The sequence below is a fragment of the Cupriavidus sp. MP-37 genome, from assembly GCF_020618415.1.
Taxonomy (GTDB): Bacteria; Pseudomonadota; Gammaproteobacteria; order Burkholderiales; family Burkholderiaceae; genus Cupriavidus.
In genome coordinates, this window is the sequence record NZ_CP085344.1 from 87,429 (window position 1) to 112,508 (window position 25,080).

Below are 25,080 nucleotides of genomic sequence, written 5' to 3' on the forward strand. Positions count from 1 at the left end.
GCCCCGCCATGCCTACCGTGCTGCTGACCGGCTTCGAGCCGTTCGAGGATGAACCGATCAACCCGTCGTGGGAAGCCGTGCGCGCGCTCGACGGCGAACGCGTCGGCGACGCGATGATCGTCGCGCGCCAGCTGCCGTGCGTGTTCGGCGCGGCGATCGCCGCGATCGGCGAACTGCTCGACGCGCTGCGGCCGACGCTGGTGATCGCCGTCGGCCAGGCCGGCGGACGCGCCGAGATCTCGGTCGAGCGCGTGGCGATCAATGTCGACGATGCGCGCATCGCCGACAATGCCGGCGCCCAGCCGATCGACACCGCCATCGTCGCCGACGGCCCGGCGGCTTACTTTGCCACGCTGCCGATCAAGGCGATGGTGCGCGACATGCGCGCGGCCGGCGTGCCGGCGTCGGTGTCGCAGAGCGCCGGCACCTTCGTCTGCAACCATGTGTTCTACGGGCTGATGCACCGGCTCGCGCGGCAGCCGGACGGCGCGGTGCGCGGCGGCTTTATCCATATTCCGTACCTGCCCGAGCAAGCGGCACGCCATCCGGGCCAGCCGAGCCTGGCGCACGAGACGCTGGTGAAGGGCCTGCGCACCGCGGTGGCCACGGCGCTGTCGACCCGCACCGACGTGCGCGAGCAGGGCGGGCAGTTGCACTAGCTGCCGCCGCCGCCAGCGCGCCCCGGCTTACTCCTGCAGGTTGGCCGCGGCCGCCTCGCGCCGTGCCGCGGCCTTCCTCATCGCATGGCGGCGCAGGCTGACCTGTTCGAAGCGCCAGATCACATAGCAGAACGCCAGGAACGGCCATAGCCAGCCGAGCCACTGCGCCAGGCTGTTGAAGTGGATGAAGCGGCCCATGCGCCAGCCTTGCTCCGAGATCCACGCATAGGGATTGGACGGCAGCACGTTGGTCAGCGCCACCAGCACGATCAGCGCCGCCATCGCCAGCACCGTGCGCAGCCAGCGCGGCAGGTACAGCAGCAGCGCCAGCACCAGCGAACTGGTCAGCAGCGCGAAGCGTCCGCCTTCGGACAGCCAGACGAAGGCGCTTTCGGTCGGAAACTGCAGCTCGGCCGCGGTGGCCTTGAGCAGCAGCGCCGCCGCCAGCAGCCCCACCAGGATGCGCAGCATCGGCGCGCTGCGGCGCATCGCGATCGAGGCGAACAGGCCGGTGCCGATCCAGCTGCTGGCGGTCACCAGCGATTCCAGCAATTGCTGGCTCTGCATGTCCTCGGGCCGCAGGCCGATATGGTCCTGCCACGCCTCCAGCTGCGGGAACACCATCTGCAGCACCTGCATCGGCCAGGATTCCGGGTCGGTCAGCCATTCGCGCACGATGCCGCCCATGCCGAACAGGTGCTCCTGCGGAAACACCTGCGCGAACGGCCACAGCAGCAGCAGGATGATGGCGAAGCTGGCATGCGGCTCGAACCACGCGTGGCGCAGCCGGGTCAGGCGGCCGTCGTCGATCAGCGCGCGCGTGAACGGCGCCACCACGGCGCCGCCGAGCAGCGCGCCGAGCGCATTGGTGATCAGGTCGATGTTGGACGAGATGCGGCTGGGCAGCCAGGTCTGGAACGCCTCCATGCACGCCGACAGCAAGGCCCCGGCGACCAGCGCCACCAGCGTGGCGCGCCCGCCCGACACGCGCGGATGCAGCGACAGCACCACCAGCGCGCCGAACGGGAAATACCCCAGCACGTTGGTCAGCAGGTCGAAGCTGGTGATGTAGCGGGGCTTGGGCGCGCTGAGAAAGGCAAAGGGCGAGATGCCGTTGTCGATCCAGCCGGAGAATGGGTACAGGCTGGCATACACCACCAGCAGCGTGAAGCAGAGCAGCCCCACGCGCGCCAGCGGCGAGTGCTGCGGCGCGGTGGCGGGTGGCGTGGGCACAGCCGCCGGCGGCGGCGCGGAGAGCGGCGGAGGAGCCGGCTCCATGGCAAATCTCCTGTTGCTTTACTTTAGCTGCAGCGTGCCGATCCAGTCGAGCAGCGCGGCAATCACGGCATCGCTGGCTTCGGCCAGCGCCTTGACGCCGCCGGCGCCATCGGCGCTGGGCGCGGGCCGGCGCGCCTCGAAGGTCTGCTGGCCGAGCATGCCGTGCCGGTACACGGTGGCGCGCAGCCGCACCACGCCCTCGCTGGTGGTGGCGCTGTCGAAGACCTGGTCGAACTCGAGCAGGTCCACCTTCAGCGCCGGCACGCTGCTGTCGCCGGACCAGCCCAGCGTGCCGCGCGCGGCCACGGCCTCGCGCAGGCGCTCGTCGAACAGGCGCGTAGGCGACATCACCCAGCGCTGCGTGGCATAGGCCTGCAGGCGCTGGGCCTGCGCGTACTGCAGCCGGTAGAACAGGGCATTGCCTTCCAGCCAGTTGGGCCCGTCGGTCTGCGCCACGCGCAGTTTGGGCAGCGGGGCGGGCGCAGGGTTCCCGCTGCCGGCGGCCGCGGGCGCGGCCACGGCCGGGCCGAGGTCATAGGTGATGGTGGGCTCGCCGCGCGTCAGCGCGCAGCCCGACAGCGCCAGCGCGGCGGCGGCGAGCAGCAGGGCGGCGCGCAGGCGCACGGGCGCGGAGCGCAGGAAGCGTGGCATCTCGGTCGCAGGGGTCACGGCGGATTCTCGCGGTTGGCGTTTGGCGTTATCGAGGGAGCGAAGGGCTGGGGCGTTGCCGCATGCCGGCCGCGCTATGGCGCGGCGCTGAAGCCCGGTTCGCCCGGGCCTGGCGTGGGCGCGGGCGCGCCGAACAGCACGCTGCTCGGGCTCTCGTTGAACTGGCCGGCGGCGCGCTCGAAGCTGCGCGCGGTCTGGCGCGCGTCGCGCGCGAGGCCATTGAGCTGCGGCAGGGTCTCTTCGCTGAAGGTGCCGGCCGCCGCCTGCACCGACGCGGCCGCGCCCTGCAGGTCGCGCCCGACGCTGTCGACGGTGCGCATCACGGTGCCGTTGGGGTTGGCCAGTTCCTGCGTCAGGCGCCGGGTCGATGCCAGCGTCGCGTTCAAATTCTCGGCCACTTTCGGCAGGCGCTGCGCCGCCGGTGCGAGCGAGTCGGACAGGCGCGAATAGTCTTCGGCGGTCTTGCGCACCGAGCGGATCGCCGCCATCAGCTCGTCGCGGTTGGCCCCCTGGAACATGTCGTTGAGCGAACCCATCAGGGTCTCGGCCTGGGTCAGCAGCGAATCGCCGCGCTTTTCCAGTTCCTCGAAGAAGCCGGGGCGCATGGCGATGCGCGCCACCGCCCGTGGCGAGGTGGGCAACGGCGGCGAGCCGGTGGTGCCGTCGTGCGCGGCGGAATCGTCAAGCTGGATGTAGGCGATCCCGGTCACGCCCTGGAAGCCCAGCGTGGCGTAGGTGGTGCGCGTGATCGGGGTATCCTGGTTGACGCTGACGCGCACGATGATCTGGCCCGGCACCTGCGGATCGAACTTGATCGACTCGACCTTGCCCACCGCCAGCCCGCGGTACTTGACGTCGGCCTGCGGACCCAGGCCGTTGACGGTGGAGCGGGTGATCAGGTCGTACGGCACGCGCACCGCGTGGTCGCTGCTGAACCAGAAGATCGCGAACAGCACCAGCACGGCCAGGCCGATGGTGAACACGCCGGCGAGGAAGGCGTGGGACTTGTTTTCCATCATGCTTCTCCAGGGGGCGGCGCCGCGGGCTGCCCGGGCTGGGGCAGCGCCTGCAGGGCGCGCTGGGCGCGCTCGCCCAGGAAATACTCGCGGATGAAGGGGTGCTCCACCTTCACCACCTGCGGGATCGGCGCGGCCGCGATCACCTTGTGGTCGGCCAGCACCGCGACGCGGTCGGACAGCGCCACCAGCGTGTCGAGGTCGTGCGTGATCATGACCACGGTCAGGCCCAGCTCGCGGCGCAGCTCGCGGATCAGCGCGACGTAGTCGTCGGACGCCATCGGGTCCAGGCCGGCAGTGGGTTCGTCCAGGAACAGCAGCTCGGGTTCCAGCGACAGCGCGCGCGCCAGCGCCACGCGCTTGATCATGCCGCCGGACAGGTCCGACGGCATCTTGTCGGCATCGCGCGCGGACAGCCCCACCAGCTGCAGCTTGAGTAGCGCCGCCTGGCAGATCAGATTGTCGGGCAGCGCGCGCAGTTCGCGCAGGGGCAGCGCGATATTGTCGATCACCGACAGCGCCGAGAACAGCGCGCCGCGCTGGAACTGCAGACCCCAGCGGCTGCGCAGCGCCTGCAGCTGCGCCGGCGCCAGCCGGGCCGGGTCCTCGCCGAAGACCTTGATGGTGCCTGAGGTGGGGCGCTCCAGCCCGACGATCTGGCGCAGCAGCACGGTCTTGCCGCTGCCCGAGCCGCCGACGATCGACAGCACCTCGCCGCGGTAGACGTCGAGGTTTACATGGTCGTGCACCACCGCCTTGCCGAAGCGCTTGACCAGGTCGCGCACCTCGATCACCGGGGTGCGGTCGGGCGCGCGTTGCGGCGCGCCTGGCGGATTCATGTTCGCTGGCGCCGCGCTCACAGGCCCACGTCCTTGAACAGGATGGCGAACACCGCGTCGGCCAGGATCACGATGGTGATCGCGGTCACCACCGAGGCGGTGGTGCCTTCGCCCAGGCTCTGGGTGTTGGGCTTGATGCGCAGGCCGAAGTGGCAGGCGGTCAGCGCGATCAGGATGCCGAACACCACGCCCTTGCCCAGCCCCAGCCACAGGTTGGCCACCGGCACCGCATCGGGCAGCTCGCGCAGGAAGAAGGCGGCGCTGATGCCCAGCTGCATGCGCGCGGCCAGCATGCCGCCGGCGAGCGCCATCACGTCGGTCCACGCCACCAGCAGCGGCATGGCGATGGCCAGCGCGATCACGCGCGGCATGATCAGCCGGAAGCCGTGCGAGATGCCCATCACGCGCATCGCGTCGAGCTCTTCGGTCACGCGCATCACGCCGATCTGCGCGGTGATGGCCGAGCCCGAGCGCCCCGCGATCAGGATCGCGGCGAGCACCGGCCCCAGTTCGCGGATCACCGCCATGCCCAGGATGTTGACGATGAAGGTGCTGGCGCCGAAGGTGCGCAGCTGGTTGGCCGACAGGTACGACAGCACGATGCCGATCAGGAAGCCGACCAGCGCCGTGATCCCCAGCGCCTTGTAGCCCACGTTGTAGATATTGGCCGAGATCTCGCGCCACGGGCCGCGCTGCGGCGTGCGCGCGAAGCGCAGCAGGTCGAATGCCAGCTGGCCCAGCATGGTGATGCCGTTGCCCAGCTGCGCGCCGAACGACATCACGTTGGCGCCGAGCAGCGTGACCGGGTTGAAGCGGTCCACCATGTGCTTTTTCCAGCCCTCGTCATGCACCGCGGCAATGCGCTCGAACACGCGGCGCTGGCCCTCGCTCGCCTCGAGCCGTTGCGGCAGCTGGCCGTTCCAGGCCTGCCACAGCAGCTGCCCGCCGATATGGTCAAGGCGCTCGATGCCGGCCAGCGACCATTGCGCATGATCCGGCGCCTGCGCCAGCTCATGCAGCTGCGCGCGCAGCTGCCGCGCCTGGCGGCACCCGGCCAGCGCGAGCGCGGTCCAGTCGCCACGCAGCTGTACGCTGACGGTTCCGTCCCCGCGCGTGATCTGGAAGTCTGGCGTCGTCTGGCGTTCCAAGGGCTAGCGATGTGATGGCCGAGTCTCGATTCTAAGCCACGCGCCCCGCTGGCGCGACCGCGCCGTGCCCGGGCGCGTGCCGCGGGGCGCGGCACGGCTACAATGCGGCATCCGCCGCAGGACCGGGGTCCCTTCCGGTGCCTGCCTGTTCCGACCGCGCTCCCGTCCATCCCAGTCCCTTGCCGCGCATGTCCGCCGTTCCTCCGAATCCTCCCGATACGCCCACTGCCACGTCCTGGCGCATCGATGCCGGCGCGCTGCGCGCCATGCTGTCGCCGGCGCTGCGCGACTGGACCCTGGAACTGGTCGACGAAACCGGCTCGACCAATGCCGACCTCACCGCGCGGTGCCGCCAGGCGCCGTGGTCCGACGCCGGCACGCTGCGCCTGGCGTATCGCCAGACCGCCGGGCGCGGGCGCCAGGGCCGGCCGTGGCAGGGGCAGGCCGGCATGACGTTCTCGGTGGCGCTGCCGCTGGCGCTGGCGCCGGCGCAGCTGAGCGGCCTGAGCCTGGCGGTGGGCCTGGCGCTGGCCGAGGCCCTGGCCGACGTCGCCCCGGCGCTGGGCGCGCGGGTGGGGTTGAAATGGCCCAATGACCTGCAGATCGATGGCCGCAAGCTGGCCGGCATCCTGATCGAGTCGGTGCCGGCGGGCCCGCAGCGGGTCTGGGCAGTGATCGGCATCGGCCTGAACCTGGTGCGCGATGCGCAGATGGAGGCCGCGCTGGGCCGCCAACTGGCGGGCGTGGCCGAGGGCATGCCGGGCTTCGATGCCGGGCGCGATGCGCCGCGCCTGCTGGCGGCGGTGCTGGAGCGGCTGGCGGCGATGCGCGCGGACTTCCTCGCGCATGGCTTCGGGCCGATGGCGCGGCGCTGGTCCGCCGCCGATGCCTACCGCGACCAGCCGGTGCGGCTGCTGCACGACGGCCAGGTGATCGCCGAAGGCATGGCGCGCGGCGTCGACGAGGCCGGCCACCTGCTGCTGGAAACGCCCGCCGGGCTGGAGCGCATCGCCAGCGGCGAGCTGTCGCTGCGGCCCGCCCCGGGAAAGGCAGGCGACGCATGACCCCGCCGCGGCTGCTGGTCGATATCGGCAATACCCGGCTCAAGTGGGCGTGGTGCGAAGCCGGTGCGGCGCTGCCTGCCACGGGTGCCCTGCCCACGCCGTGGCAGCACGCCGGCGCGGTGGCGCATGCCGAGGACGGCGCGTTGCGGACGCTGGCCGCCGAGCTGCGCACGCTGCGCGCCGGCGGGCCGACGCCGTCGGTGTGGATCAGCAACGTGGCCGGGCCGGTGCTTGCCGCCGCCGTCGATGCCGCGCTGGCCGATGCCTTCGGCGGCTGCGCGCCGGTGCAATGGGTGCGCAGCGCCGCCGCGCATGGCGACCTTGCCAACGGCTATCGCGAACCCACTCAGCTGGGCGTCGACCGCTGGACCGGCGCCGTCGGCGCGCACCGCTGGCTGCCGCACGACACGCTGCTGCTGGTGACCGCCGGCACCGCCACCACGCTGGATATCGTCACCGTGGCGGCGGATGGCGGCGCGCGCTTCGAAGGCGGCCTGATCCTGCCGGGGCTGGCGCTGATGCTGGGCACGCTGGCACGCAATACGGCGCAGCTGCCGGCGCTGGATGTCGGCGAGGCCGGCAGCGTCGCCGGCGCGCAGCGGCGCTGGGCCGACAACACCCACGACGCCATTGCCGCCGGTTGCCTGGCGGCGCAGGCTGGCGCGATCGAACGCACCTGGCGCGCGCTGGGCGAGCGCGGCGAGGCTGCGCGCCCGCCGCGCTGCGTGCTGTCGGGCGGCGCGCGCGGCGCGCTGGCCGGGGCGCTCGCGGTGCCGTTCGAGATGCACGATAATCTGGTGCTGCTCGGCCTGCATGCGATGGCCCTGGCCGACGCGTAACGACGCTACCTCCCCACCTCCGTCCGATTCCCCATGATCACCCGCTCGCTGCGCTTCGCATTGCTGTTGCTGCTGGTCGCCAACGCCGTGCTGTTGGCGGCGGTGCTGGGCGCGTTTGGCGCGCAGCCGCTGTCGGGCTGGTTCGAATCGCCGCGCGAGCCGCACCGGCTGGAGCAGCAGGTGCGGGGCGAGCGCATGCGGCTGCAAGCGCCGCCGGCCATGCCGGCGTCGGCACCGGGCGCGTAGCGCCGGCGCAGTGCCTCAGCCGCCCTGGCGAACCTTGGTCAGCAGCTTGGTGGTCGAGCGGTCGTGCAGGAAGGGGATGGCATAGGCCTGGCCGCCCCAGCTGCGCACCAGCCGGGTTTCTTCCAGCGTGTCGATATCGTAGTCGCCGCCCTTGACGTAGATGTCGGGCCGCACCAGGCGGATCAGCTCCACCGGCGTCTGTTCGCGGAACATCGCCACCAGGTCGACCGAGGCCAGCGCGGCCAGCAGCGCCATGCGGTCGGATTCATGGTTGAGCGGGCGGTCGTCGCCCTTGCCCAGCATCTTCACCGACGCATCGCTGTTGACCCCGACCACCAGGCTCGCGCCCAGCGCGCGCGCCTGCGCAAGGTAGGTGGCATGGCCGCGATGCAGGATGTCGAAGACGCCGTTGGTAAACACCAGCGGGCGCGGCAGCGCGGCGATGCGCGCGGCCAGCGCGGCGGCGTCGTCGGCGGGAGTCAGCTTGGATTCGAAGGCGGGTACGGACATGGATCGGGACATGGGATGGTTGGAGGCCGGCACCGTGGCGGAGCCGGCGCGCTTGCCCGAATGGTACCTGTTCTTGCGGCGCGCTCCGGGCCGGTGCCGGCTGGCGCCGTCGCGCCACGGTAGCGGCGACCGGCACGGCAAGGATGTAGTAACCGGCTACTACCTGCGCGGCGGCTGGCGCGCTTATCATCCGCGGCACCGTATTTCCGGGAACAGGAAAACGGCGTTGCACCCTACCCGCCAGGGCCGGACCGGATCCGGCGCGCCGCCGCGGGCCGCATTTGTCGGGAATGCGTGAAGGCAAGAAAGAAGGTAAGAAAGAAGGTAAAAAAATGCCCCGCTTCGGCGGGGCATTTTTTTGTCCGGACCGGACCGACCAGGCCTATGCCGGGCGCGCCGCGCCGGCGCCTTGCAGGCTGGCGTTCAGCTCCTTGCGGTAGCGGTTCAGGTCCTGCACGGTTTCAAAGGTACGTTCGAACAGCAGCGACATGTTGTGCAGGATCCGTTCGATGACCTTCTTCTCCCAGCCTTCGTCGAAGCGGATCTGTTCGTCCAGCCATTTCTCGAGCCAGTCCGGGTCCGGCAGGCGCGACTGCACCGTGTCATTGGGGAACAGTGCCTTGTTGACGTGCAGGTTGGTCGGGTGCAGCGGCTTCTCGGTGCGGCGCGCCGAGGCCATCAGCACGCCGATCTTGGCGAAGGCCGCGCGCGCGCTGTCGCCGAACTGCGCCAGGTATTTCTTCATGTAGCGCAGGTAGGCGCCGCCGTGGCGGGCTTCGTCCTGCGACAGGGTGCGGTAGATATGCTTGATCACCGGTTCGGTGTGCCATTCGGCGGCACGGCGGTACCAGTGGTTCAGGCGGATCTCGCCGCAGAAATGCAGCATCAGCGTTTCCAGCGGCGGGGCCGGGTCGAACTCGAAGCGCACCGCGTGCAGTTCTTCCTCGGTCGGCACCAGGTCCGGGCGGAAGCGGCGCAGGTACTCCATCAGCACCAGCGAATGCTTCTGTTCCTCGAAGAACCAGATGCTCATGAACGCCGAAAAGTCAGAGTCGTGGCGGTTGTCGCGCAGGAACATCTCGGTCGCGGGCAGGGCGGACCATTCCGTGATCGCATTCATGCGAATGGTCTTGGCCTGGTCGTCCGTCAGCATGCTGGCGTCGAAGGAGTCCCAGGGGATGTCCTTGTCCATGTGCCAGCGGACGGCTTCCAACGATTTGAACAGTTCGGGGTAGAGCATGGTAAGCCTTTGAAATTACGGGCAGATTCTACCAGATGCGAATTATTCTCTTCTTCCTTTTTTAGGCGGGATCGGGGCGAATGCAACGCCTTGGGCGGGGTTTGGCGCCGCATGTTGCATATTCCGGGCGATCAGCGCCGCGGCGGCGCGGCAAAGTGCCTGCGCGGGCGCCCATGGCGCCCGCATGTGACGGTGGCGGCTCAGGGCGAGATCGCCTGCTCGGCTGGCTGGTCCCCCACGCCCGGCGCCGCGGGCGCCGCGCCCGGGACGACGCCGTAGAGGAAGGCCGCCAGCTCGTCGGCCTGGGCCTCGGCGTCGCGCTCGCCCAGCGCGATCAGCGCCTGCGTAAAGGCCGGCTCGAACAGCAGGTAGCTGGCGAACGCGGCGCCGCGCGCCTCGGTGCCGCCCAGCGGCGCCAGCAGCGCGCGCACGGTGCGCGGCAACTGCTTCTGGTGCTCGGCGGCGATGGCTTCGATCGGCTCGCTGGGCGCCACCGTCATGACCTGCACCGGGCGCCAGCCTTCGCGGTCGCCGGCGACCTCGGGCATGCGTGCCAGCAGCCGGTTGATATGCAGCAGCCGCTCCAGGTCGGCGTTCAGCCCGTCGAGGAAGATGCTGGCCAGCGCCTGGCCGCCCACCTGCGCCAGCGACGGATAGCCGCCCCCGGGCATGGTGTCGAACCAGCCCGAGCGCTGCCGCGACGCCGCGCCGATCGCCAGGATGCGCGACGCGCCCAGGTGGATCGCCGGCGACAGCGGCGACATCTGGCGCATGGTGCCGTCGCCGAACCACTCGTGGTGGCCGTCCAGTTCCAGCGGCATGGCGGGGAACAGGAACGGGATCGATGACGATGCCAGCAGGTGGTCCACGGTGATCTGCGCCGGCACCGCGATGCGCTGGCTGCGGTGCCACGGATGGATGCGGTGGTGCGACTGGTAGAAGGTCACATGGCGTCCGGTGCTGTACGACAGCGCCGTCACCGCGAACGCCTGCAGCGCGCCGCTGTCCAGGCTGGCCTGCACCCGCGCGGGCTCGAACAGCTCGCCCAGCATGCTGCCCAGCGGCGTGTTGTCGAACAGGGCGCGCGGCGCGCGCCGCTGGGTGGCCCAGCCCAGCGCCAGCGTCGACAGCCAGCGCGCTCCCGACACGCCCACGCGCAGCACATCGGTGCGGTAGACCTCGTCGGCATGGATGCTGTGCCAGAGCGCGCCCAGGCTCTGCGTGGCGGCCTGGAAGTCGCCGGCGTGGATGGCCAGCCCCGCGCCGTTGATGGCCCCGGCCGAGGTGCCGGCGATGATGCCGAACGGCAGCGCGGCCTGCGCCTTGCCGAGGCGCGCGGCGATGCGAGCCACGCCGTTGAGCACGCCGGCCTGGTAGGCGGCGCGTGCGCCGCCGCCCATCATGATCAGGGCGGTGGCGGCGGGGTTGGGACCGGAGGAGGGCGCCGCGGGGGGCAGCGGCAGGGAATCGCGGTGCATGGGGGCGGAAGCGGGGGCGTCGGGCCGTGGCGGGATCAGTTGGTGACGCTGCCTCCGGCGCCGTTGTTGCTGCCGTTACCGCCATCGCCGCCCTCGCCGGCATGCCGGGCCGGTTTGGCCTTGGCCGACTTCCTGGCAGCCGCTTTCTTCGCCGGTGCCTTCTTCGCGGCAGGCCTGGAGGCGCCGGATGATGGCGGCTCGCCGGCTGCCGCGGTCTTCGGCTTCCCTGCGCCGGATGGTGCGGCGCCGGCTGGCGTGGCGGCGCCGGCGGCGCCAAAGCCCCCCATGCCGCCCATGCCGAACGGCACCATGCTGGCCGCGGCGGCGCTGCTGGCAATCTGGTTGAACTGTTGTTGCAGCATGTCCCACCACAGCGCGGCGTTGGGCGCCCGGGCCGCCTCGGCGTCGCCGGCGGCGGGCTGGGCGGGCTGGGCGGGCTCGGCGGCGGGCGGCTCTGCCGGCTTGCCGCTGCCGGTATCGGCGCCGGTGCGTTGCGGCGCCTCGGCGCTGGGCGCGTTGGCCGCGCGCGCGACGTTGTCCATGGCCGATTGCATCGCCTCGGGCGACAGCGCGTTGCCGAAGGTCTGCAGCGCCACCAGCGTGGCGCGCTGCACTTCGAGTCCCTGGATGGTGGTGCGCAGCAGGTTGGTATTCAGCTGCAGCCAGCTTTCCACCGCCTTCAGGTCGGCGATGCGCTTGTCGAGGTCTTCCAGGTCCATCGGCGGCGTCATGGCCTGCAGGCCGGGCATCAGGCTGGCGGGCATGCCCGCCCCGCCCCAGAGTCGGCGCATGAAGTCGAAGCCGTTGGTGAAATCGGGAATCTGTCCGAACATGGTCGCGCGCTCCGTGTGCGGCGCAGCCCGTTGCCCGGACCTCCGGGAGCGCGGCTGCGTCGTCGTTACCTGAACTGAGGCGGCCGCTTCTCGCGCAGGCTCGCCATGCCTTCGTGCACGTCGGGGCCGGCAAAGCCCATGAATTCCAGCGCCAGCGAGGTATCGAAAGCGGGGCCGGCCATGCGCAGCCAGTTGTTGAGGGCATACTTGGTCCAGCGGATCGCGCTCTGCGATCCCGCCGCCAGCCGGTTGGCCACCTCGAACGCGCGCGCCACCAGTTCGTCCTCATCCACCGCCAGCGAGACCAGGCCGATCCGCTCGGCCTCTTCGCCGCTGACCGACTCGCACAGCATCAGATAGTACTTGGCCTTGGCCATTCCGCACAGCAGCGGCCACACGATCGCGGCATGGTCGCCGGCGGCGACGCCCAGGCGGGTATGGCCGTCGACGATGCGCGCGGTCTTGGCCGCGATCGAGATATCGGCGAGCAGGCCCGCCACCAGGCCGGCGCCGACGGCCGGGCCGTGCATCGCCGAGACCACCGGCTTGTCGCAGTTGATGACGTTGTAGACCAGGTCGCGCGCCTCGTGCCAGACGCGGGTGCGGGTGTCGAAGTCGTTGGCCATGTCCTCGACCAGCGCCAGGTCGCCACCGGCGGAGAAGCCCTTGCCCTCGCCGCGGATCAGCGCCACGCGCACGTCGGGGTCGGCGGACACGTCGCGCCAGATTTCGGCCAGCTCGCGGTGCATGCTGGCGTCCGCGGTGGCCAGCTTCTGGTTGGCCGACTGGGCCGCGCCCATGACGATTTCCAGGATCGGGCCGTGGCGGCGCAGAGTCAGCGCGCGGTAGCGCTCGTAGCGCGGGGACAGCGTGGCGGTGTCAGCGGAGGGCGTGGTCATGGGGGGCCTGTGAAGTGGGCGCCAGCGGGGGCGCCGATGCATGGTTAATTTGCCAACCGATCGGTCGGTTAATTATATGCAAATCCGGCACGCCGCCAGCGCTTGCTGGCCCGCCGTGCTTCAGGCGGCCGCCACCAACTGGTCGATCGCGCCGAACACCGAATGGCCCTGCGCGTCGAACATCTCGATCTTGACCGCGTCGCCAAACTTCATGAATTCGGTCACCGGCTGGCCTGCGTCGATGGTCTCGAGCATGCGCTTCTCGGCGATGCAGCAGTAGCCCTTGCTGCGGTCGACGTTGGAGATCGTGCCCGAGCCGACGATGCTGCCGGCGCGCACGTTGCGGGTCTTGCAGATATGCGCGATCAGCTGGCCGAAGTCGAACACCATGTCGGTGCCGCAGTCGGGCTGGCCCACCTTCTTGCTGTTCCAGTGCACGGTCATCGGCAGGTGCACCTTGCGCTCGCGCCAGGCCTCGCCCAGTTCGTCGGGCGTCACCGCCACCGGCGAGAACGCCGTCGCCGGCTTGCTCTGGAAGAAGCCGAAGCCCTTGCCCAGCTCGGCCGGGATCAGGTTGCGCAGCGAGACGTCGTTGGCCAGCATCACCAGCCGGATGGCGTCGCCGGCCTGCTCCGGGGTGGCGCCCATCTTCACGTCGCCGGTGATGACCGCGACCTCGGCCTCGAAGTCGATGCCGAAGGCCTCACTGGCGCAGACGATGTCGTCGTGCGGGCCCAGGAAATCGTCGGAGCCGCCCTGGTACATCAGCGGGTCGGTCCAGAACTCGGGCGGCATCTCGGCGCCGCGCGCCTTGCGCACCAGCTCGACATGGTTGACGTAGGCCGAGCCGTCGGCCCACTGGTAGGCGCGCGGCAGCGGCGCCATGCAGTCCTTCGGCGCGAATGCGAACGGATGGCGCGCGCGGCCGCCGTTGAGCGCGTCGTACAGGTCCTGCAGCTGCGGCGCGTAGAACTGCCAGTCGTCGAGCACGGTCTGCAGCCTGCCGGCGATGTCGTTGGCGAAGTGCGCGGTCTTCAGGTCGCGCGACACGACCACCAGCTGGCCGTCGCGTGAACCGTCCTTCAAAGTTGCGAGTTTCATGGAGCAGATACGGTAAGGATCCGGGCGCCTGCCCGGCAGGCGCAATGGCCGTTAGTCTAACGCGGCGCGCGCGCCGCTCAGTCGACCGCTCAGTCGACCGTAATGCCCTTGGCCTTGATCAGCTTGCCCCAGCGCTCGGCCTCGGCGCGCGCATAGCTGGCGAATTCCTCCGGCGAGCTTGACACCGCTTCCACGCCCACGCCTTCCAGCTTCTTCTGCACTTCGGGCGTCTTCAGCGCCTTGACCAGTTCGGCATTCAGCCGCGTGACCACGGCCTTGGGCGTGCCCGCCGGCGCCACCATGCCTTGCCAGGCGTAGGCCTCGAAGCCGGCCACGCCGCCTTCGGCAACGGTCGGCACACTGGGCAGCACGCCGAGGCGCTTGGGCGTGGCCACGCCCAGCGCGCGCAGCTTGCCGGCCTGCACGTTCTGCTGGCCCGAGGCCAGGTCCAGGAACATCAGGTCGACCTGCCCGGCCAGCAGGTCCTGCACCGCGGGGGCGGCGCCCTTGTAGGGCACGTGCGTCATCTTGACCCGGGTCTGGTCCATGAACAGCTCCATCGCCAGATGGTGCGGGCTGCCCGCGCCCGGCGAGGCAAAGTTGACCTTGCCCGGATGCTTCTGCGCATAGTCGATCGCTTCCTTGAGCGTGCGCGCGGGAAAGTTCGGGTTGGCCACCAGCACCAGCGGGAAGCGCGCCAGCTGGCCGATATAGACAAAGTCCTTGTCGACGTTGTAGGGCAGCTTCTTGTACAGCGACGGATTGGCGGCCAGCGTGGCGGTATCGGCGGTCAGCACGGTGTAGCCGTCGGGCTTGGCATGCGCCACCGCATCGGCGCCGACGATGGTGGCGGCGCCCGGACGGTTGTCGATCACCACCTGCTTGCCCAGCGCCGGCGTGATGGCCTGGGCCACGGTGCGCGCCACCACATCGGTGCCGCCGCCGGCGGGGTACGGCACCACCCAGCGGATCGGCTGCGACGGCCAGTTGTCGGCGCGCGCGGGTGCGCTGGCGGTGCACAGCAGGGCAAGCAGGGGAGCGGCCGTCAGGGCGGCAAGGACAGGGCGGAAGTAGCCAGCGGGGCGCATCGTTTGTCTCCATGGTAAAACGGAGCCCGGCTTTGCGACGGCATGCGCCGCGCCGGCCAGGTCTGTAGCGAAGAAAGTCTACCGAGCGCTTAAAAATTGGTAAATCGATTTCGCTATAGTAAATTTACCTAGGATTTTTCCCTTCCCCAGCCAGCAAGAGCCGCCTGCCACCCGCATGTCAGAGATCGAAGAAGAAGACGCCAAGCTGCGTTCCGGCATCCAGTCCATCGAGGTGGGCTTCAAGCTGCTGCAGGCGCTGGCGGCATCGCCGCGCGCGATGATGCTGCGCGACCTGGCCGCCGCCGCCGGCATGAATCCGGCCAAGGCCCACCGCTACCTGGTCAGCTTCATGCGGCTGGGGGCGGTGGCGCAGGATCCCGTCAGCGGGCGCTATGACCTGGGGCCGTTCGCGCTGCAACTGGGGCTGGCTGGGCTGAACCGCCTCGACCCGGTCAAGAAGGCGCGCCCGATCCTGTCGCAGCTGCGCGACGAGCTCGACCTGACCGCCGGCATCGCCGTGTGGGGCAACCACGGTCCCACCGTGGTGCACTGGGAGGAGTCCAGCCATCCGGTTACCGTCAGCCTGCGGCTGGGCGACGTGATGCCGATGCTGAACTCGGCCACCGGCCGGCTCTACGGCGCCTACCTGCCGCGCAAGCAGACACTGCCGCTGATCGAGCGCGAGCTGGGCGCGCGCGGCCACGACGGCGTGCCGGACATGCCGCGCACGCTGGCCGAGTACGACGCGATCTGCGCCGAGGTGCGCGCACATGGCGCCGCGCGCACGCTCGGCGGCGTGCTGCCGGGCATCAATGCGTTCTCGATGCCGGTGTTCGACGCCAATGGCCATCTCGCCATGGGGCTGATCGTGCTGGGCGCGCAAAGCATATTCGATGCAGAATGGGGCGGTACGATGGACCGGCGCGTACGCGCCATCGCCCAACAGCTCTCATCGGAACTCGGCTACCTTGGTGCCGCCGCCCCGGCCGGACAAACCGGCCCCGCCTAAACCTGACGCCCGTCCGGGCGCGGATCCCCGCGTCTGGCGCCGGCGCCGCTGGATATTTGTGATTGCGCTGGTGCTGCTGGTCCACCTGCTGGCGGTGGTGGGCCTGGTGCGCATGCCGGGGCCGCTGATCCCGGTCGATGTCAGCAACACTCCCACGCTGGAAGCGGTGCTGCTGCCGCCGCCGGCCCCGCCGGCCCCGCCCAAGCCACGGCAGATCGCGCGCGCGCCGCGGCCGCAGCCCAAGCCCGCGCCGCCGCCGCCCGAGCCGGAAGTGCCCGCCCCTGCCCCCGCTGCCGAGCCGGCGCCGCCGCTCGCCACCAGCCCGCAGGGTGCTGCCGAGATGGCCGCCGGCAGCGGCGGCGAAGGCAGTGCGGCCGGTCCCGCCGCCGCCGCCGCGCCGGCGCCTTCCGGCGGGCCGCAGGGCGGGGTCAACGGCGTGCGCTACAGCGCGCCCGCGTCGGCGACCATGCATTACGCCAGCTTCGTCAATGGCGTGCAGAACCCGGATGGCCTGATCCGCTGGGAGCAGGACGGCAGCCGCTACCGCCTCGCGGTCGAGACCCGCGTGCTGTGGTTCCGCTTCGCCTTCCAGAGCAGCGGCGCGCTGTCCGAGCAGGGGCTGTTGCCGGAACGCTACGAAGAGCGCCGCCGCAACAAGGTCGAAGCCTCGCGCATCGACACCGCCGCGGGCACCGTAACCTTCGCCTCGGGCGCGCAGGCGCCGTTCCCGCCCGGGGCGCAGGACCGCTTCAGCGTCTTCCTGCAACTGGTGGGGCTGGTGCGCGGCAATCCGCAGCGCTATGTCACGCCCGGTGTGACCGAATCGTTCCAGGTGGCCGACACCCGGGATGTCGAACCCATGCAAGTGCAGTATGTTGGAGAGGTCGACATCGACACCGGCCAGGGCGTGGTGCGTGCCAAGCACTTTGTGCGGCTGCCCCGCCGCGCCAACGACAGGCGCCGCGTCGAAGTCTGGCTGGCGCAGGCGCTGGGCTGGATGCCGGTGCGGTTGCGCCAGACCGAGCCCGACGGCACCCAGATCGACCTGGTGTACCGCGGCAGGGAAGGACCGTAGCGCCGCCGGGTTGCGCAGTTCCATGCAGGCTTGACCGAAAGGAGTCCACGCCATGACCGTTGCCACGCCGCCCACCGAAACCCGCCGCATCCACGCCGACGGCGCCGACCTGCACGTGCGCCTGGACGGGGCCGACGGGCCCTGGGTGATCCTGACCCACGCCCTGGCGGCCGACCATACCCTGTGGGACATCACCGCCGCGCACCTGGCCGGCCGCTATCGCGTGGTGCGCCCGGACCTGCGCGGCCACGGCGCCAGCGATGCCCCGCTCGGCCCCTACACCATGACGCGGCTGGCCGACGACGTGGTCGCCGTGATGGACGCGCTGGAGATTCCGCAGGCGCATTTCTGCGGCATCTCGGTGGGCGGGATGATCGGGCAGAGCATGGGGCTGCGCCATCCGGAGCGGCTGCTGTCGCTGACGCTGGTGGCGACCAACAGCCAGACGCCGATGGAAGCCCACCCGATGTGGCACAACCGCATCGGCCAGGCCGAGGCCCATGGCATGGCGGGCCTGGCCGACGCCACCCTCGGCCGCTGGCTGACGCCGGCCTTCCATGCGGCGCATCCGGACCAGGTGTTGCGTATTCGCGACATGTTTGTGGCCACCCAGGTACGTGGATACGTGGGGGTGGCCGAGGCCATCATGGCTTTTGACCTGGCCGGCGCGCTTTCCCGCATTCATTGTCCTACGCTGGTAGTAGCGGGCGAGCAGGACCAGGGCGCTACCGTGGCGATGGCGCAAAGCATTGCCGCGGCGATTCCCGGGTCCAGGCTCGAGGTGGTGCCGCAAGCGGCGCACCTGGTGCACGTGGAGCAGCCGGAACGCTTCCACGCCGCGCTGGACGCCTTCCTGGGAAGCGCCGCATGTGGGGGCCAGTGCGACGTTCCGTGACAAGCAACACACTGATGTTCCAGGCTCAAGAAACTTGTTGCATTGGCCGATGCCCAATTCATGTAAGGCAGAAAATCGTGGCAATGTGGTGACAGGCACGCAATAACTTGATTTCCCGCCGGTCACCCCAAGTTTGGAGGTAAAGCCGCGGCGCCCCCTCATGGCAACAACTGAGGCAAGAACCACAAGGGCGAGCCGCCCATCCATGACGCCCAGGAGGTGTGCCATGCAAATGATCTACAACAGCGACAACTACTGCATCGTCGAGTTCGGTGCGGATGTCGAGCAAGCGCCGCTTGAATTCGGCGGCTACGAAATCGTCGACAAGAACCTGAAGCGCGAGATTTTCCTCGGCGGCCAGCTCGCCGAGAGCTTCCGCGCCGACGTCAAGCGGCTGATCGAAAGCGAGCCGTCGGTGGAGGAAGTCGATGACTTCCTCGGCAAGTTCGACAACGTGATGACGCATCCGCTGGTGATGCACTGAGCGGCCACGCCGGGCCGGCGTCCGAGCCGCCGCCCGCCCGGTATCGCGAGAGGACCCAGCCCGCTTCGGCGGGCTTTTGTTTTTTTGCCGCTCAGCGCGGTTTTAGTACTGCTCCCAGGGCAGCCCGTCGTGGCGCCATCCGTTGAGCGTATTGCGGTGGCGCTCCGCATCGAGGTCCCCCTCGAAGCCGTGCAGCACAAAGCGGACATTGGAGAACCCTGCCCCCTCGAGCGCACGTGCCGCGGCCGACGAGCGGTTGCCGCTGCGGCAGATCAGCAGCACCGGCCGCGCCGACGCCTGCCCGGCGAGCTTCTTCACCATCTGCACGAAATGCGGGTTGACCTCCCAGTCGGGGCCGTCGTTCCAGGGCACGTTGTGCGCGCCCTTGGGATGGCCGACGAACAGGTATTCCATCTCGCTGCGGCAGTCGATGAACAGCGTCTCGGGCGATTGCGCCAGCAAGGCGTGGGCGTCGGTCGGGGATAGGTGTTGCATGGTCGGAGAGAACGCGGCGCAGGCCGGCGGACGGTGACGCGGACGGTGATGTTTACGTCTCTCAGTGTAGGCGCCGGAGCGTCCGGCAGGCAACCGACGGCGGCCGCAAGGCCTTGATACACCTGATAAAATCGCACCTCTTTGGCCGCCATCGGCCACCGCGGCCTACCGTCGAAGCTCCGCCGGCCCCGCCTTTCCAGAGTTCCCCGCCATGAGTGCCCCTGAATCCCGCGCGGCCGCACCGCGCCCCTACACCCGGGCTGCCGAGCTGCCCCGGCTGCTGCAAGAACGCATCCTGATCCTGGATGGCGCCATGGGCACCATGATCCAGCGCTACAAGCTGAGCGAGGCCGACTACCGCGGCACGCGCTTCGCCGAGCACAAGGTGGACGTGAAGGGCAACAACGAACTGCTGCTGCTGACGCGCCCGCAGGTCATCAGCGAGATCCACGAGCAATACCTCGCCGCCGGCGCCGACCTGATCGAGACCAATACCTTCGGCGCCACCCGCGTGGCGCAGGAAGACTACAAGATGGCCGCGCTGGCGTACGAGATGAACGTCGAGGCCGCGCGCCTGGCGCGCGCCGCCTGCGACAAGTACAGCACGCCCGACAAGCCGCGCTTCGTCGCCGGCGCCTTCGGCCCCACGCCCAAGACCGCCAGCATCTCGCCCGACGTGAACGATCCCGGCGCGCGCAACGTCACCTTCGAGGAACTGCGCGAGTCGTACTACGAACAAGGCAAGGGCCTGCTCGAAGGCGGCGCCGACGTGTTCCTGGTCGAGACCATCTTCGATACGCTCAACGCCAAGGCCGCGCTGTTCGCCATCGACCAGCTGTTCGAGGACACCGGCGAGCGCGTGCCGGTGATGATCTCAGGCACCGTCACCGATGCCTCGGGCCGGATCCTGTCGGGGCAGACCGTCGAGGCGTTCTGGAACAGCCTGCGCCATGCGCGCCCGGTCACCTTCGGCCTGAACTGCGCGCTCGGCGCGACGCTGATGCGGCCGTATATCGCCGAGCTGGCCAAGATCTGCGACGCCGCGGTGTCGTGCTACCCCAACGCGGGCCTGCCCAACCCGATGAGCGACACGGGCTTCGACGAAACCCCCGAGGTCACCTCGGCGCTGGTCGAAGAGTTCGCCGCGTCCGGGCTGGTGAACCTGGTGGGCGGCTGCTGCGGCACCACGCCCGAGCATATCGCCGCCATCGCCCAGCGCGTGGCCGACAAGAAACCCCGCAGCTGGCCCGGCCAGTACCGCGACGCCGCCTGAGCCCGAGAGCACGACAACATGAGCGACAACCAACTGCCCCCGCGCCCGATGCGCCTGTCCGGCCTCGAGCCCTTCACCATCGACGACGACACGCTGTTCGTCAACGTCGGCGAGCGCACCAACGTGACCGGCTCCAAGGCCTTCGCGCGCATGATCCTGAACGGCCAGTTCGACGAGGCGCTGGCGGTGGCGCGCCAGCAGGTCGAGAACGGCGCGCAGATCATCGACATCAACATGGACGAGGCCATGCTGGATTCGAAGGCCGCGATGGTGCGCTTCCTGAACCTGATCGCGTCCGAGCCGGATATCGCGCGCGTGCCGATCATGCTGGATTCGTCCAAGTGGGAGGTGATCGAGGCCGGCCTGCAGTGCGTGCAGGGCAAGCCGGTGGTCAACTCGATCTCGCTGAAGGAAGGGGAGGAACAGTTCCGCCACCATGCCGAGCTGATCCGCCGCTACGGCGCCGCCACCGTGGTGATGGCCTTCGACGAGCAGGGGCAGGCCGACACCTTCGCGCGCAAGACCGAGATCTGCCAGCGCAGCTACGACATCCTGGTCAATGAAGTGGGCTTCCCGCCGGAAGACATCATCTTCGACCCGAACATCTTCGCGGTCGCGACCGGCATCGAGGAACACAACAACTACGCCGTGGACTTCATCGAGGCCACGCGCTGGATCAAGCAGAACCTGCCGTATGCCAAGGTCAGCGGCGGCGTATCGAACGTGTCGTTCTCGTTCCGCGGCAACGACGTGGTGCGCGAGGCGATCCACACCGTGTTCCTGTACCACGCGATCGGCGCCGGCATGGACATGGGCATCGTCAACGCCGGCCAGCTCGGCGTGTATGACCAGCTCGATCCCGAGCTGCGCGAGCGTGTCGAAGACGTGGTGCTGAACCGCCGCGAGGATTCGACCGACCGCCTGCTGGAAATCGCCGACCGCTACAAGGGCGGCGGCGCGAAGAAGGAAGAAAACCTGGCCTGGCGCGGCACGCCCGAGCAGCCGGTGCCGGTGGCCGAGCGCCTGGCGCATGCGCTGGTGCATGGCATCACCACCTTCATCGTCGAGGACACCGAGGAAGTGCGCCAGCAGGTGGCCGCGCGCGGCGGCCGCCCGATCGAGGTGATCGAGGGCCCGCTGATGGACGGCATGAACATCGTCGGCGACCTGTTTGGTGCCGGCAAGATGTTCCTGCCGCAGGTGGTCAAGAGCGCGCGCGTGATGAAGCAGGCGGTGGCGCACCTGCTGCCCTTCATCGAGGAAGAGAAGCGCCTGCTGGCCGAGGCCGGCGGCGACGTCAAGGCGCGCGGCAAGATCGTGATCGCCACGGTCAAGGGCGACGTGCACGACATTGGCAAGAACATCGTCTCGGTGGTGCTCCAGTGCAATAACTTCGAAGTGGTCAACATGGGGGTGATGGTCCCGTGCAACGAGATTTTGGCCCGTGCCAAGGTCGAGGGCGCGGATATCGTCGGGCTGTCGGGACTGATCACGCCGTCGCTGGAAGAAATGGCCTACGTCGCGTCGGAAATGCAGCGTGACGACTACTTCCGCGTGAAGAAGATCCCGCTGCTGATCGGCGGCGCCACCACCTCGCGCGTCCATACCGCGGTCAAGATCGCGCCCAACTACGAGGGGCCGGTGGTGTACGTGCCGGACGCGTCGCGCTCGGTCAGCGTGGCGTCGAGCCTGCTGTCGGACGAGGGCGCGGCGAAGTACCTGGACGAACTGAAATCCGACTACGAGCGCATCCGCACCCAGCACGCCAACAAGAAGGCGACGCCGATGGTGACGCTGGCGCAGGCGCGCGCCAACAAGACGCCGATCGACTGGAGCGCCTACGTGCCGCCGAAGCCCAAGTTCATCGGCCGCCGCGTGTTCCGCAACTACGACCTGGCGGAGCTGGCCAACTATATCGACTGGGGCCCGTTCTTCCAGACCTGGGACCTCGCCGGCAAATTCCCCGACATCCTCAACGACGAGATCGTGGGGGAGTCGGCACGCAAGGTGTTCTCCGACGGCAAGGCCATGCTGTCGCGCCTGATCCAGGGCCGCTGGCTCAGCGCCAACGGCGTGATCGCGCTGCTGCCGGCCAACACCGTCAACGACGACGATATCGAGATCTATACCGACGAAAGCCGGACCAAGGTCGCGCTGACCTGGCACAACCTGCGCCAGCAGAGCGAGCGCCCGGTGGTCGACGGCGTGCGCCGGCCCAACCGCTGCCTCGCGGACTTTGTCGCGCCCAAGGACAGCGGCATTGCCGACTACGTGGGCATGTTCGCCGTCACCGCGGGCCTGGGCGTCGACAAGAAGGAGGCGCAGTTCGAGGCCGACCACGACGACTACAGCGCGATCATGCTCAAGGCATTGGCCGATCGCCTGGCCGAGGGTTTCGCCGAATGCCTGCACGAGCGCGTGCGCAAGGACCTGTGGGGCTATGACGCCGCCGAGGCGCTGAGCAACGACGAGCTGATCGCCGAGAAATACCGCGGCATCCGTCCCGCGCCCGGCTATCCGGCCTGTCCCGAGCACACCGTCAAGGGTCCGATGTTCGAATACCTCGACGCGGCCGAGATCGGCATGGGCATTACCGAGTCGCTGGCGATGACGCCGGCGGCCTCGGTCAGCGGCTTCTACCTGGCGCATCCCGCGTCGACCTACTTCACCATCGGCAAGATCGGCCAGGACCAGCTCGACGACATGGCGGCACGCCGCCACGAAGACCGCGCCACGCTGGCGCGCGCGCTCGCACCCAACCTGTAACCGGGTGCGACGCCCGCGCGGCAGCGGCGGCGGCGGTGCGCCGCCGCCAGCCCGTTGATGCGGCAGGAAAAGCGCAGCGCGCGGCCACCCCGGCGCCGCCGGGGTGGCGCGCGGTCCGCTTCACAACTCCTTACAGTGCCTTTCAACTGCTCACAGACCGGCGCAGTCCGGCTCCCTAGACTGAGGGCTCGATACACGCAATCACCAGCGTGATCACCGCGGCGAATGTTTCGCCGTGGGGCATCCTGAAAGGAGTCTGTCCATGAAGAAACTGCTGCTCTCCCTGTCCGCACTGTCGATCGCCGCGGCTTCCTCGCTGGCCATGGCCCAGGGCACCGGCGGCGCCGTCGGCGCCAAGGCCGATGTCGGTGCCTCGGTGACCACGCCCGCGCCCGCTGCGGCGGCGCAGGGTGGCCTGAACGCCGTCGGCAGCGCCGCAACCGGTGCCGCGGGTGCGGCCGAGAAGGGCTTGTCGACCGCCGGCGCGGCGACCGACAAGGGCCTGTCGGCAGCGGGCACGGCGGCTGACAAGGGCCTGTCGACCGCGGGCGCCGCCGTCGACAAGGGCGTAGGCACCGCCGCCGACGCGACCGGCGCGGCCAAGGCAGATGCCGGCAGCAAGGCCAAGCACGGCAAGCACGCCGCCAAGTCGACCAAGAAGTCGAAGGCCGACGCCAGCGTGGGCGTGAGCGCAGGGGCGGAAGCCGGCGCCAAGGCCCAGTAAGCACCCGGTAGTCGCTTGCAGGACTAGCCACAGCCTCTGCCGGTGGCGGCCGCGCCGGGCTCCCTCCAGGGAAGCGCACGGGCCTGACGCGCCGCAGCAAAGCGGGACGGATCTGATCCGTCCCGCTTTGCTTTTGGGCGGCCGCCACCGCACCGCGGCCGGCCTTGCCGCCACGCCGCATTGTCAGCCTGACACCGACAGCCCGCGCCCGCGCGCGGCACTACAATGACAACATCGCAAGCGGTTCCGCCTGCACCCGCCGTGCACCGGGCCGAAGTGCCGGTCCGATAAACCCGTGGAGCCTCACATGATCCGCGTCCTGATCGCCGACGACCACGAGATTGTGCGTGCCGGGCTGCGTCAGTTCATTTCCGAAGAGCCCGATATCCAGGTGACCGGCGAGGCCGGCAGTGGCGATGAAGTTATGGCGCAGCTGCGCGATGCCGAATTCGACGTGCTGGTGCTGGACATCTCGATGCCGGACCGCAACGGCATCGACGTGCTCAAGCTGATCCGGCAACGCAAGCCCGACCTGCCGGTGCTGATCCTGTCGACGTATCCGGAAGACCAGTACGCGATCAACCTGATCCGTGCCGGCGCCTCCGGCTACCTGACCAAGGAAAGCGCGCCGGACGACCTGGTCAAGGCGATCCGCACGGTGGCGCAGGGCCGCCGCTACGTCAGCGCCACCGTGGCCGACCTGCTGATCGGCGGGCTCGACAAGCCGACCGAGCAGCCGGTGCACCAGATGCTGTCCGAGCGCGAGTTCCAGATCTTCTGCAAGCTGTCGCGCGGGCAGTCGGTGTCGGTGATTGCCGACGAGCTGTTCCTCAGCGTCAAGACCGTCAGCACCTACCGGTCGCGCATCCTGGAGAAAATGGGCATGAAGACCAACGCCGACCTGACCTACTACGCGATCAAGAACGGCCTGGTGGAATAGCAGTTCAATTGCGGCCCGCGCGGGCCGCCCCGGAAGGGACCGCAATACACAATATGTCGGAGCAGGATTCGAACACTTCCTACCGGGCGCTTAACGTGCTGCTGATTGAAGATTCGGCGGTCCTGCGCGGCATGCTGCTTGAATACCTGAAGGATTTCCCGTTCGTCGAGAACGTCGACTGGGCCGATACCGAAGCCATGGCCCTGCGCCTGCTTGCCGCCGGCCGCTACGACGTCGCCATCGTCGATCTGCAGCTGCGCCAGGGCAACGGCATCAATGTGCTGCGTGCCATGCAGCGCGCCAACAACGGCACCGTGCGCATCGTCTACACCAACCATGCCCAGCTCGAGATGTACCGGCGCCAGTGTGCCGAGGCGGGTGCCGACTACTTTTTCGACAAGTCGCTGGAGCTGGAGCAGGTGTTCCGCGTGATCGAGGAACACGCCGCGCCGCAGCCCTGAAGCGCCCGGGGCATCCAGGGCGTTCAGCGCATTACAGCGCCTTCAGCGTGT

Annotated in this window: 26 protein-coding genes; 13 read left to right on the forward strand and 13 right to left on the reverse strand. The window is 69.4% G+C overall.

The features are described 5' to 3' along the window. Positions 1-8: 8 nt before the first annotated feature. Positions 9-659, forward strand: coding sequence for a pyroglutamyl-peptidase I (pcp, locus tag LIN44_RS00425; protein ID WP_227313074.1), 651 nt, complete (start codon positions 9-11; stop codon positions 657-659). 27 nt (positions 660-686) lie between these two features. Here pcp and LIN44_RS00430 read toward each other — a convergent pair whose 3' ends face one another. The 5 genes from LIN44_RS00430 to LIN44_RS00450 form a co-directional block, all read right to left on the reverse strand. Then, positions 687-1,937: a VanZ family protein gene (locus tag LIN44_RS00430; protein WP_227313075.1), complete on the reverse strand. Its 1,251-nt coding sequence runs from the start codon at positions 1,935-1,937 to the stop codon at positions 687-689. Between the two features lie 18 nt (positions 1,938-1,955). Further along, positions 1,956-2,588, reverse strand: coding sequence for an ABC-type transport auxiliary lipoprotein family protein (locus tag LIN44_RS00435; RefSeq protein WP_227314425.1), 633 nt, complete (start codon positions 2,586-2,588; stop codon positions 1,956-1,958). 92 nt (positions 2,589-2,680) lie between these two features. Beyond that, positions 2,681-3,625 carry an MlaD family protein gene (locus LIN44_RS00440; RefSeq protein ID WP_227313076.1) on the reverse strand — a complete coding sequence of 315 codons (945 nt, stop codon included), beginning with the start codon at positions 3,623-3,625 and terminating at the stop codon, positions 2,681-2,683. Beyond that, a complete protein-coding gene (locus tag LIN44_RS00445) occupies positions 3,622-4,461 on the reverse strand; it encodes an ABC transporter ATP-binding protein (protein ID WP_227313077.1) in 840 nt (279 codons plus the stop codon). The genes LIN44_RS00440 and LIN44_RS00445 overlap by 4 nt, the downstream gene beginning before the upstream one ends. A 17-nt stretch (positions 4,462-4,478) precedes the next feature. Then, complete coding sequence (locus LIN44_RS00450; protein ID WP_370641591.1) at positions 4,479-5,609, reverse strand: MlaE family ABC transporter permease; 1,131 nt, start codon at positions 5,607-5,609, stop codon at positions 4,479-4,481. A 188-nt stretch (positions 5,610-5,797) separates the two neighbouring features. Here LIN44_RS00450 and LIN44_RS00455 point away from each other — a divergent pair, with 188 nt between their 5' ends. From LIN44_RS00455 to LIN44_RS00465, 3 genes are read left to right on the forward strand one after another with little or no spacing between them, the layout of a single operon-like run. Beyond that, positions 5,798-6,673 (forward strand): biotin--[acetyl-CoA-carboxylase] ligase, encoded by an 876-nt coding sequence (locus LIN44_RS00455; RefSeq protein ID WP_227313078.1) that lies wholly within the window; start codon positions 5,798-5,800, stop codon positions 6,671-6,673. Continuing rightward, positions 6,670-7,512, forward strand: a complete 843-nt coding sequence (locus tag LIN44_RS00460) for a type III pantothenate kinase (protein ID WP_227313079.1) — start codon at positions 6,670-6,672, stop codon at positions 7,510-7,512. The genes LIN44_RS00455 and LIN44_RS00460 overlap by 4 nt, the downstream gene beginning before the upstream one ends. 33 nt (positions 7,513-7,545) lie before the next feature. Further along, complete coding sequence (locus LIN44_RS00465) at positions 7,546-7,758, forward strand: hypothetical protein (RefSeq protein WP_227313080.1); 213 nt, start codon at positions 7,546-7,548, stop codon at positions 7,756-7,758. Positions 7,759-7,773: 15 nt separating this feature from the next. On the opposite strand, the gene rfaE2 is transcribed toward LIN44_RS00465, so the two are convergent. The 7 genes from rfaE2 to LIN44_RS00500 form a co-directional block, all read right to left on the reverse strand. After that, the gene (gene rfaE2, locus LIN44_RS00470; RefSeq protein WP_227313081.1) at positions 7,774-8,268 is read right to left on the reverse strand and encodes a D-glycero-beta-D-manno-heptose 1-phosphate adenylyltransferase; all 495 of its coding nucleotides are present in this window, start codon (positions 8,266-8,268) and stop codon (positions 7,774-7,776) included. Between the two features lie 382 nt (positions 8,269-8,650). Further along, on the reverse strand, positions 8,651-9,508 hold the full coding sequence (locus LIN44_RS00475) for a ferritin-like domain-containing protein (protein ID WP_227313082.1): 858 nt from the start codon (positions 9,506-9,508) through the stop codon (positions 8,651-8,653). A 200-nt stretch (positions 9,509-9,708) separates the two neighbouring features. After that, entirely contained in the window at positions 9,709-10,986 is a 1,278-nt protein-coding gene (locus tag LIN44_RS00480) for a patatin-like phospholipase family protein (protein WP_227313083.1), read from the reverse strand. A gap of 35 nt (positions 10,987-11,021) precedes the next feature. Continuing rightward, positions 11,022-11,819, reverse strand: a complete 798-nt coding sequence (locus LIN44_RS00485) for a PhaM family polyhydroxyalkanoate granule multifunctional regulatory protein (protein ID WP_227313084.1) — start codon at positions 11,817-11,819, stop codon at positions 11,022-11,024. 65 nt (positions 11,820-11,884) lie between these two features. After that, a complete protein-coding gene (locus LIN44_RS00490; protein ID WP_227313085.1) occupies positions 11,885-12,718 on the reverse strand; it encodes an enoyl-CoA hydratase/isomerase family protein in 834 nt (277 codons plus the stop codon). Positions 12,719-12,838: 120 nt separating this feature from the next. Next, entirely contained in the window at positions 12,839-13,819 is a 981-nt protein-coding gene (locus LIN44_RS00495; RefSeq protein ID WP_227313086.1) for a fumarylacetoacetate hydrolase family protein, read from the reverse strand. 89 nt (positions 13,820-13,908) lie between these two features. Further along, positions 13,909-14,907 carry a tripartite tricarboxylate transporter substrate binding protein gene (locus tag LIN44_RS00500; RefSeq protein WP_227313087.1) on the reverse strand — a complete coding sequence of 333 codons (999 nt, stop codon included), beginning with the start codon at positions 14,905-14,907 and terminating at the stop codon, positions 13,909-13,911. A 175-nt stretch (positions 14,908-15,082) separates the two neighbouring features. On the opposite strand from LIN44_RS00500, the gene LIN44_RS00505 reads away from it, so the two are divergent. The 4 genes from LIN44_RS00505 (at position 15,083) to LIN44_RS00520 (ending at position 18,370) form a co-directional block, all read left to right on the forward strand. Continuing rightward, entirely contained in the window at positions 15,083-15,916 is an 834-nt protein-coding gene (locus LIN44_RS00505; protein WP_227313088.1) for an IclR family transcriptional regulator, read from the forward strand. 58 nt (positions 15,917-15,974) lie between these two features. Then, entirely contained in the window at positions 15,975-16,991 is a 1,017-nt protein-coding gene (locus tag LIN44_RS00510) for a DUF3108 domain-containing protein (RefSeq protein WP_227313089.1), read from the forward strand. A gap of 52 nt (positions 16,992-17,043) precedes the next feature. Beyond that, positions 17,044-17,886, forward strand: a complete 843-nt coding sequence (locus LIN44_RS00515) for an alpha/beta fold hydrolase (protein WP_227313090.1) — start codon at positions 17,044-17,046, stop codon at positions 17,884-17,886. A 226-nt stretch (positions 17,887-18,112) separates the two neighbouring features. Beyond that, entirely contained in the window at positions 18,113-18,370 is a 258-nt protein-coding gene (locus tag LIN44_RS00520; RefSeq protein WP_012351433.1) for a DUF3567 domain-containing protein, read from the forward strand. Between the two features lie 102 nt (positions 18,371-18,472). Here LIN44_RS00520 and LIN44_RS00525 read toward each other — a convergent pair whose 3' ends face one another. Further along, entirely contained in the window at positions 18,473-18,865 is a 393-nt protein-coding gene (locus LIN44_RS00525) for a rhodanese-like domain-containing protein (RefSeq protein WP_018006652.1), read from the reverse strand. Positions 18,866-19,076: 211 nt separating this feature from the next. On the opposite strand from LIN44_RS00525, the gene LIN44_RS00530 reads away from it, so the two are divergent. From LIN44_RS00530 to LIN44_RS00550, 5 genes are all read left to right on the forward strand, one after another. Further along, positions 19,077-20,138 (forward strand): homocysteine S-methyltransferase family protein, encoded by a 1,062-nt coding sequence (locus tag LIN44_RS00530; protein ID WP_227313091.1) that lies wholly within the window; start codon positions 19,077-19,079, stop codon positions 20,136-20,138. 18 nt (positions 20,139-20,156) lie between these two features. Beyond that, positions 20,157-22,904, forward strand: a complete 2,748-nt coding sequence (gene metH / locus LIN44_RS00535) for a methionine synthase (RefSeq protein ID WP_227313092.1) — start codon at positions 20,157-20,159, stop codon at positions 22,902-22,904. Positions 22,905-23,166: 262 nt separating this feature from the next. Beyond that, a complete protein-coding gene (locus LIN44_RS00540) occupies positions 23,167-23,628 on the forward strand; it encodes a hypothetical protein (RefSeq protein WP_227313093.1) in 462 nt (153 codons plus the stop codon). Between the two features lie 307 nt (positions 23,629-23,935). Further along, on the forward strand, positions 23,936-24,568 hold the full coding sequence (locus LIN44_RS00545; protein ID WP_018006648.1) for a response regulator transcription factor: 633 nt from the start codon (positions 23,936-23,938) through the stop codon (positions 24,566-24,568). A gap of 53 nt (positions 24,569-24,621) precedes the next feature. Next, complete coding sequence (locus LIN44_RS00550) at positions 24,622-25,029, forward strand: response regulator (protein WP_227313094.1); 408 nt, start codon at positions 24,622-24,624, stop codon at positions 25,027-25,029. Positions 25,030-25,080 lie beyond the last annotated feature (51 nt).

What these genes read in the sequence shown, in the direction of transcription:
- LIN44_RS00500 (WP_227313087.1), bottom strand. Translation starts at nt 14,907, where the DNA reads ATGCGCCCCGCTGGCTACTTCCGCCCTGTCCTTGCCGCCCTGACGGCC.
- LIN44_RS00520 (WP_012351433.1), top strand. Translation starts at nt 18,113, where the DNA reads ATGCAAATGATCTACAACAGCGACAACTACTGCATCGTCGAGTTCGGT.
- LIN44_RS00475 (WP_227313082.1), bottom strand. Translation starts at nt 9,508, where the DNA reads ATGCTCTACCCCGAACTGTTCAAATCGTTGGAAGCCGTCCGCTGGCAC.
- LIN44_RS00480 (WP_227313083.1), bottom strand. Translation starts at nt 10,986, where the DNA reads ATGCACCGCGATTCCCTGCCGCTGCCCCCCGCGGCGCCCTCCTCCGGT.
- LIN44_RS00455 (WP_227313078.1), top strand. Translation starts at nt 5,798, where the DNA reads ATGTCCGCCGTTCCTCCGAATCCTCCCGATACGCCCACTGCCACGTCC.
- LIN44_RS00490 (WP_227313085.1), bottom strand. Translation starts at nt 12,718, where the DNA reads ATGACCACGCCCTCCGCTGACACCGCCACGCTGTCCCCGCGCTACGAG.
- LIN44_RS00540 (WP_227313093.1), top strand. Translation starts at nt 23,167, where the DNA reads ATGAAGAAACTGCTGCTCTCCCTGTCCGCACTGTCGATCGCCGCGGCT.
- LIN44_RS00485 (WP_227313084.1), bottom strand. Translation starts at nt 11,819, where the DNA reads ATGTTCGGACAGATTCCCGATTTCACCAACGGCTTCGACTTCATGCGC.
- LIN44_RS00435 (WP_227314425.1), bottom strand. Translation starts at nt 2,588, where the DNA reads ATGCCACGCTTCCTGCGCTCCGCGCCCGTGCGCCTGCGCGCCGCCCTG.
- LIN44_RS00440 (WP_227313076.1), bottom strand. Translation starts at nt 3,625, where the DNA reads ATGATGGAAAACAAGTCCCACGCCTTCCTCGCCGGCGTGTTCACCATC.
- LIN44_RS00465 (WP_227313080.1), top strand. Translation starts at nt 7,546, where the DNA reads ATGATCACCCGCTCGCTGCGCTTCGCATTGCTGTTGCTGCTGGTCGCC.
- LIN44_RS00460 (WP_227313079.1), top strand. Translation starts at nt 6,670, where the DNA reads ATGACCCCGCCGCGGCTGCTGGTCGATATCGGCAATACCCGGCTCAAG.
- LIN44_RS00430 (WP_227313075.1), bottom strand. Translation starts at nt 1,937, where the DNA reads ATGGAGCCGGCTCCTCCGCCGCTCTCCGCGCCGCCGCCGGCGGCTGTG.
- rfaE2 (WP_227313081.1), bottom strand. Translation starts at nt 8,268, where the DNA reads ATGTCCGTACCCGCCTTCGAATCCAAGCTGACTCCCGCCGACGACGCC.
- pcp (WP_227313074.1), top strand. Translation starts at nt 9, where the DNA reads ATGCCTACCGTGCTGCTGACCGGCTTCGAGCCGTTCGAGGATGAACCG.
- LIN44_RS00505 (WP_227313088.1), top strand. Translation starts at nt 15,083, where the DNA reads ATGTCAGAGATCGAAGAAGAAGACGCCAAGCTGCGTTCCGGCATCCAG.
- LIN44_RS00550 (WP_227313094.1), top strand. Translation starts at nt 24,622, where the DNA reads ATGTCGGAGCAGGATTCGAACACTTCCTACCGGGCGCTTAACGTGCTG.
- LIN44_RS00515 (WP_227313090.1), top strand. Translation starts at nt 17,044, where the DNA reads ATGACCGTTGCCACGCCGCCCACCGAAACCCGCCGCATCCACGCCGAC.
- metH (WP_227313092.1), top strand. Translation starts at nt 20,157, where the DNA reads ATGAGCGACAACCAACTGCCCCCGCGCCCGATGCGCCTGTCCGGCCTC.
- LIN44_RS00445 (WP_227313077.1), bottom strand. Translation starts at nt 4,461, where the DNA reads ATGAATCCGCCAGGCGCGCCGCAACGCGCGCCCGACCGCACCCCGGTG.
- LIN44_RS00525 (WP_018006652.1), bottom strand. Translation starts at nt 18,865, where the DNA reads ATGCAACACCTATCCCCGACCGACGCCCACGCCTTGCTGGCGCAATCG.
- LIN44_RS00495 (WP_227313086.1), bottom strand. Translation starts at nt 13,819, where the DNA reads ATGAAACTCGCAACTTTGAAGGACGGTTCACGCGACGGCCAGCTGGTG.
- LIN44_RS00545 (WP_018006648.1), top strand. Translation starts at nt 23,936, where the DNA reads ATGATCCGCGTCCTGATCGCCGACGACCACGAGATTGTGCGTGCCGGG.
- LIN44_RS00530 (WP_227313091.1), top strand. Translation starts at nt 19,077, where the DNA reads ATGAGTGCCCCTGAATCCCGCGCGGCCGCACCGCGCCCCTACACCCGG.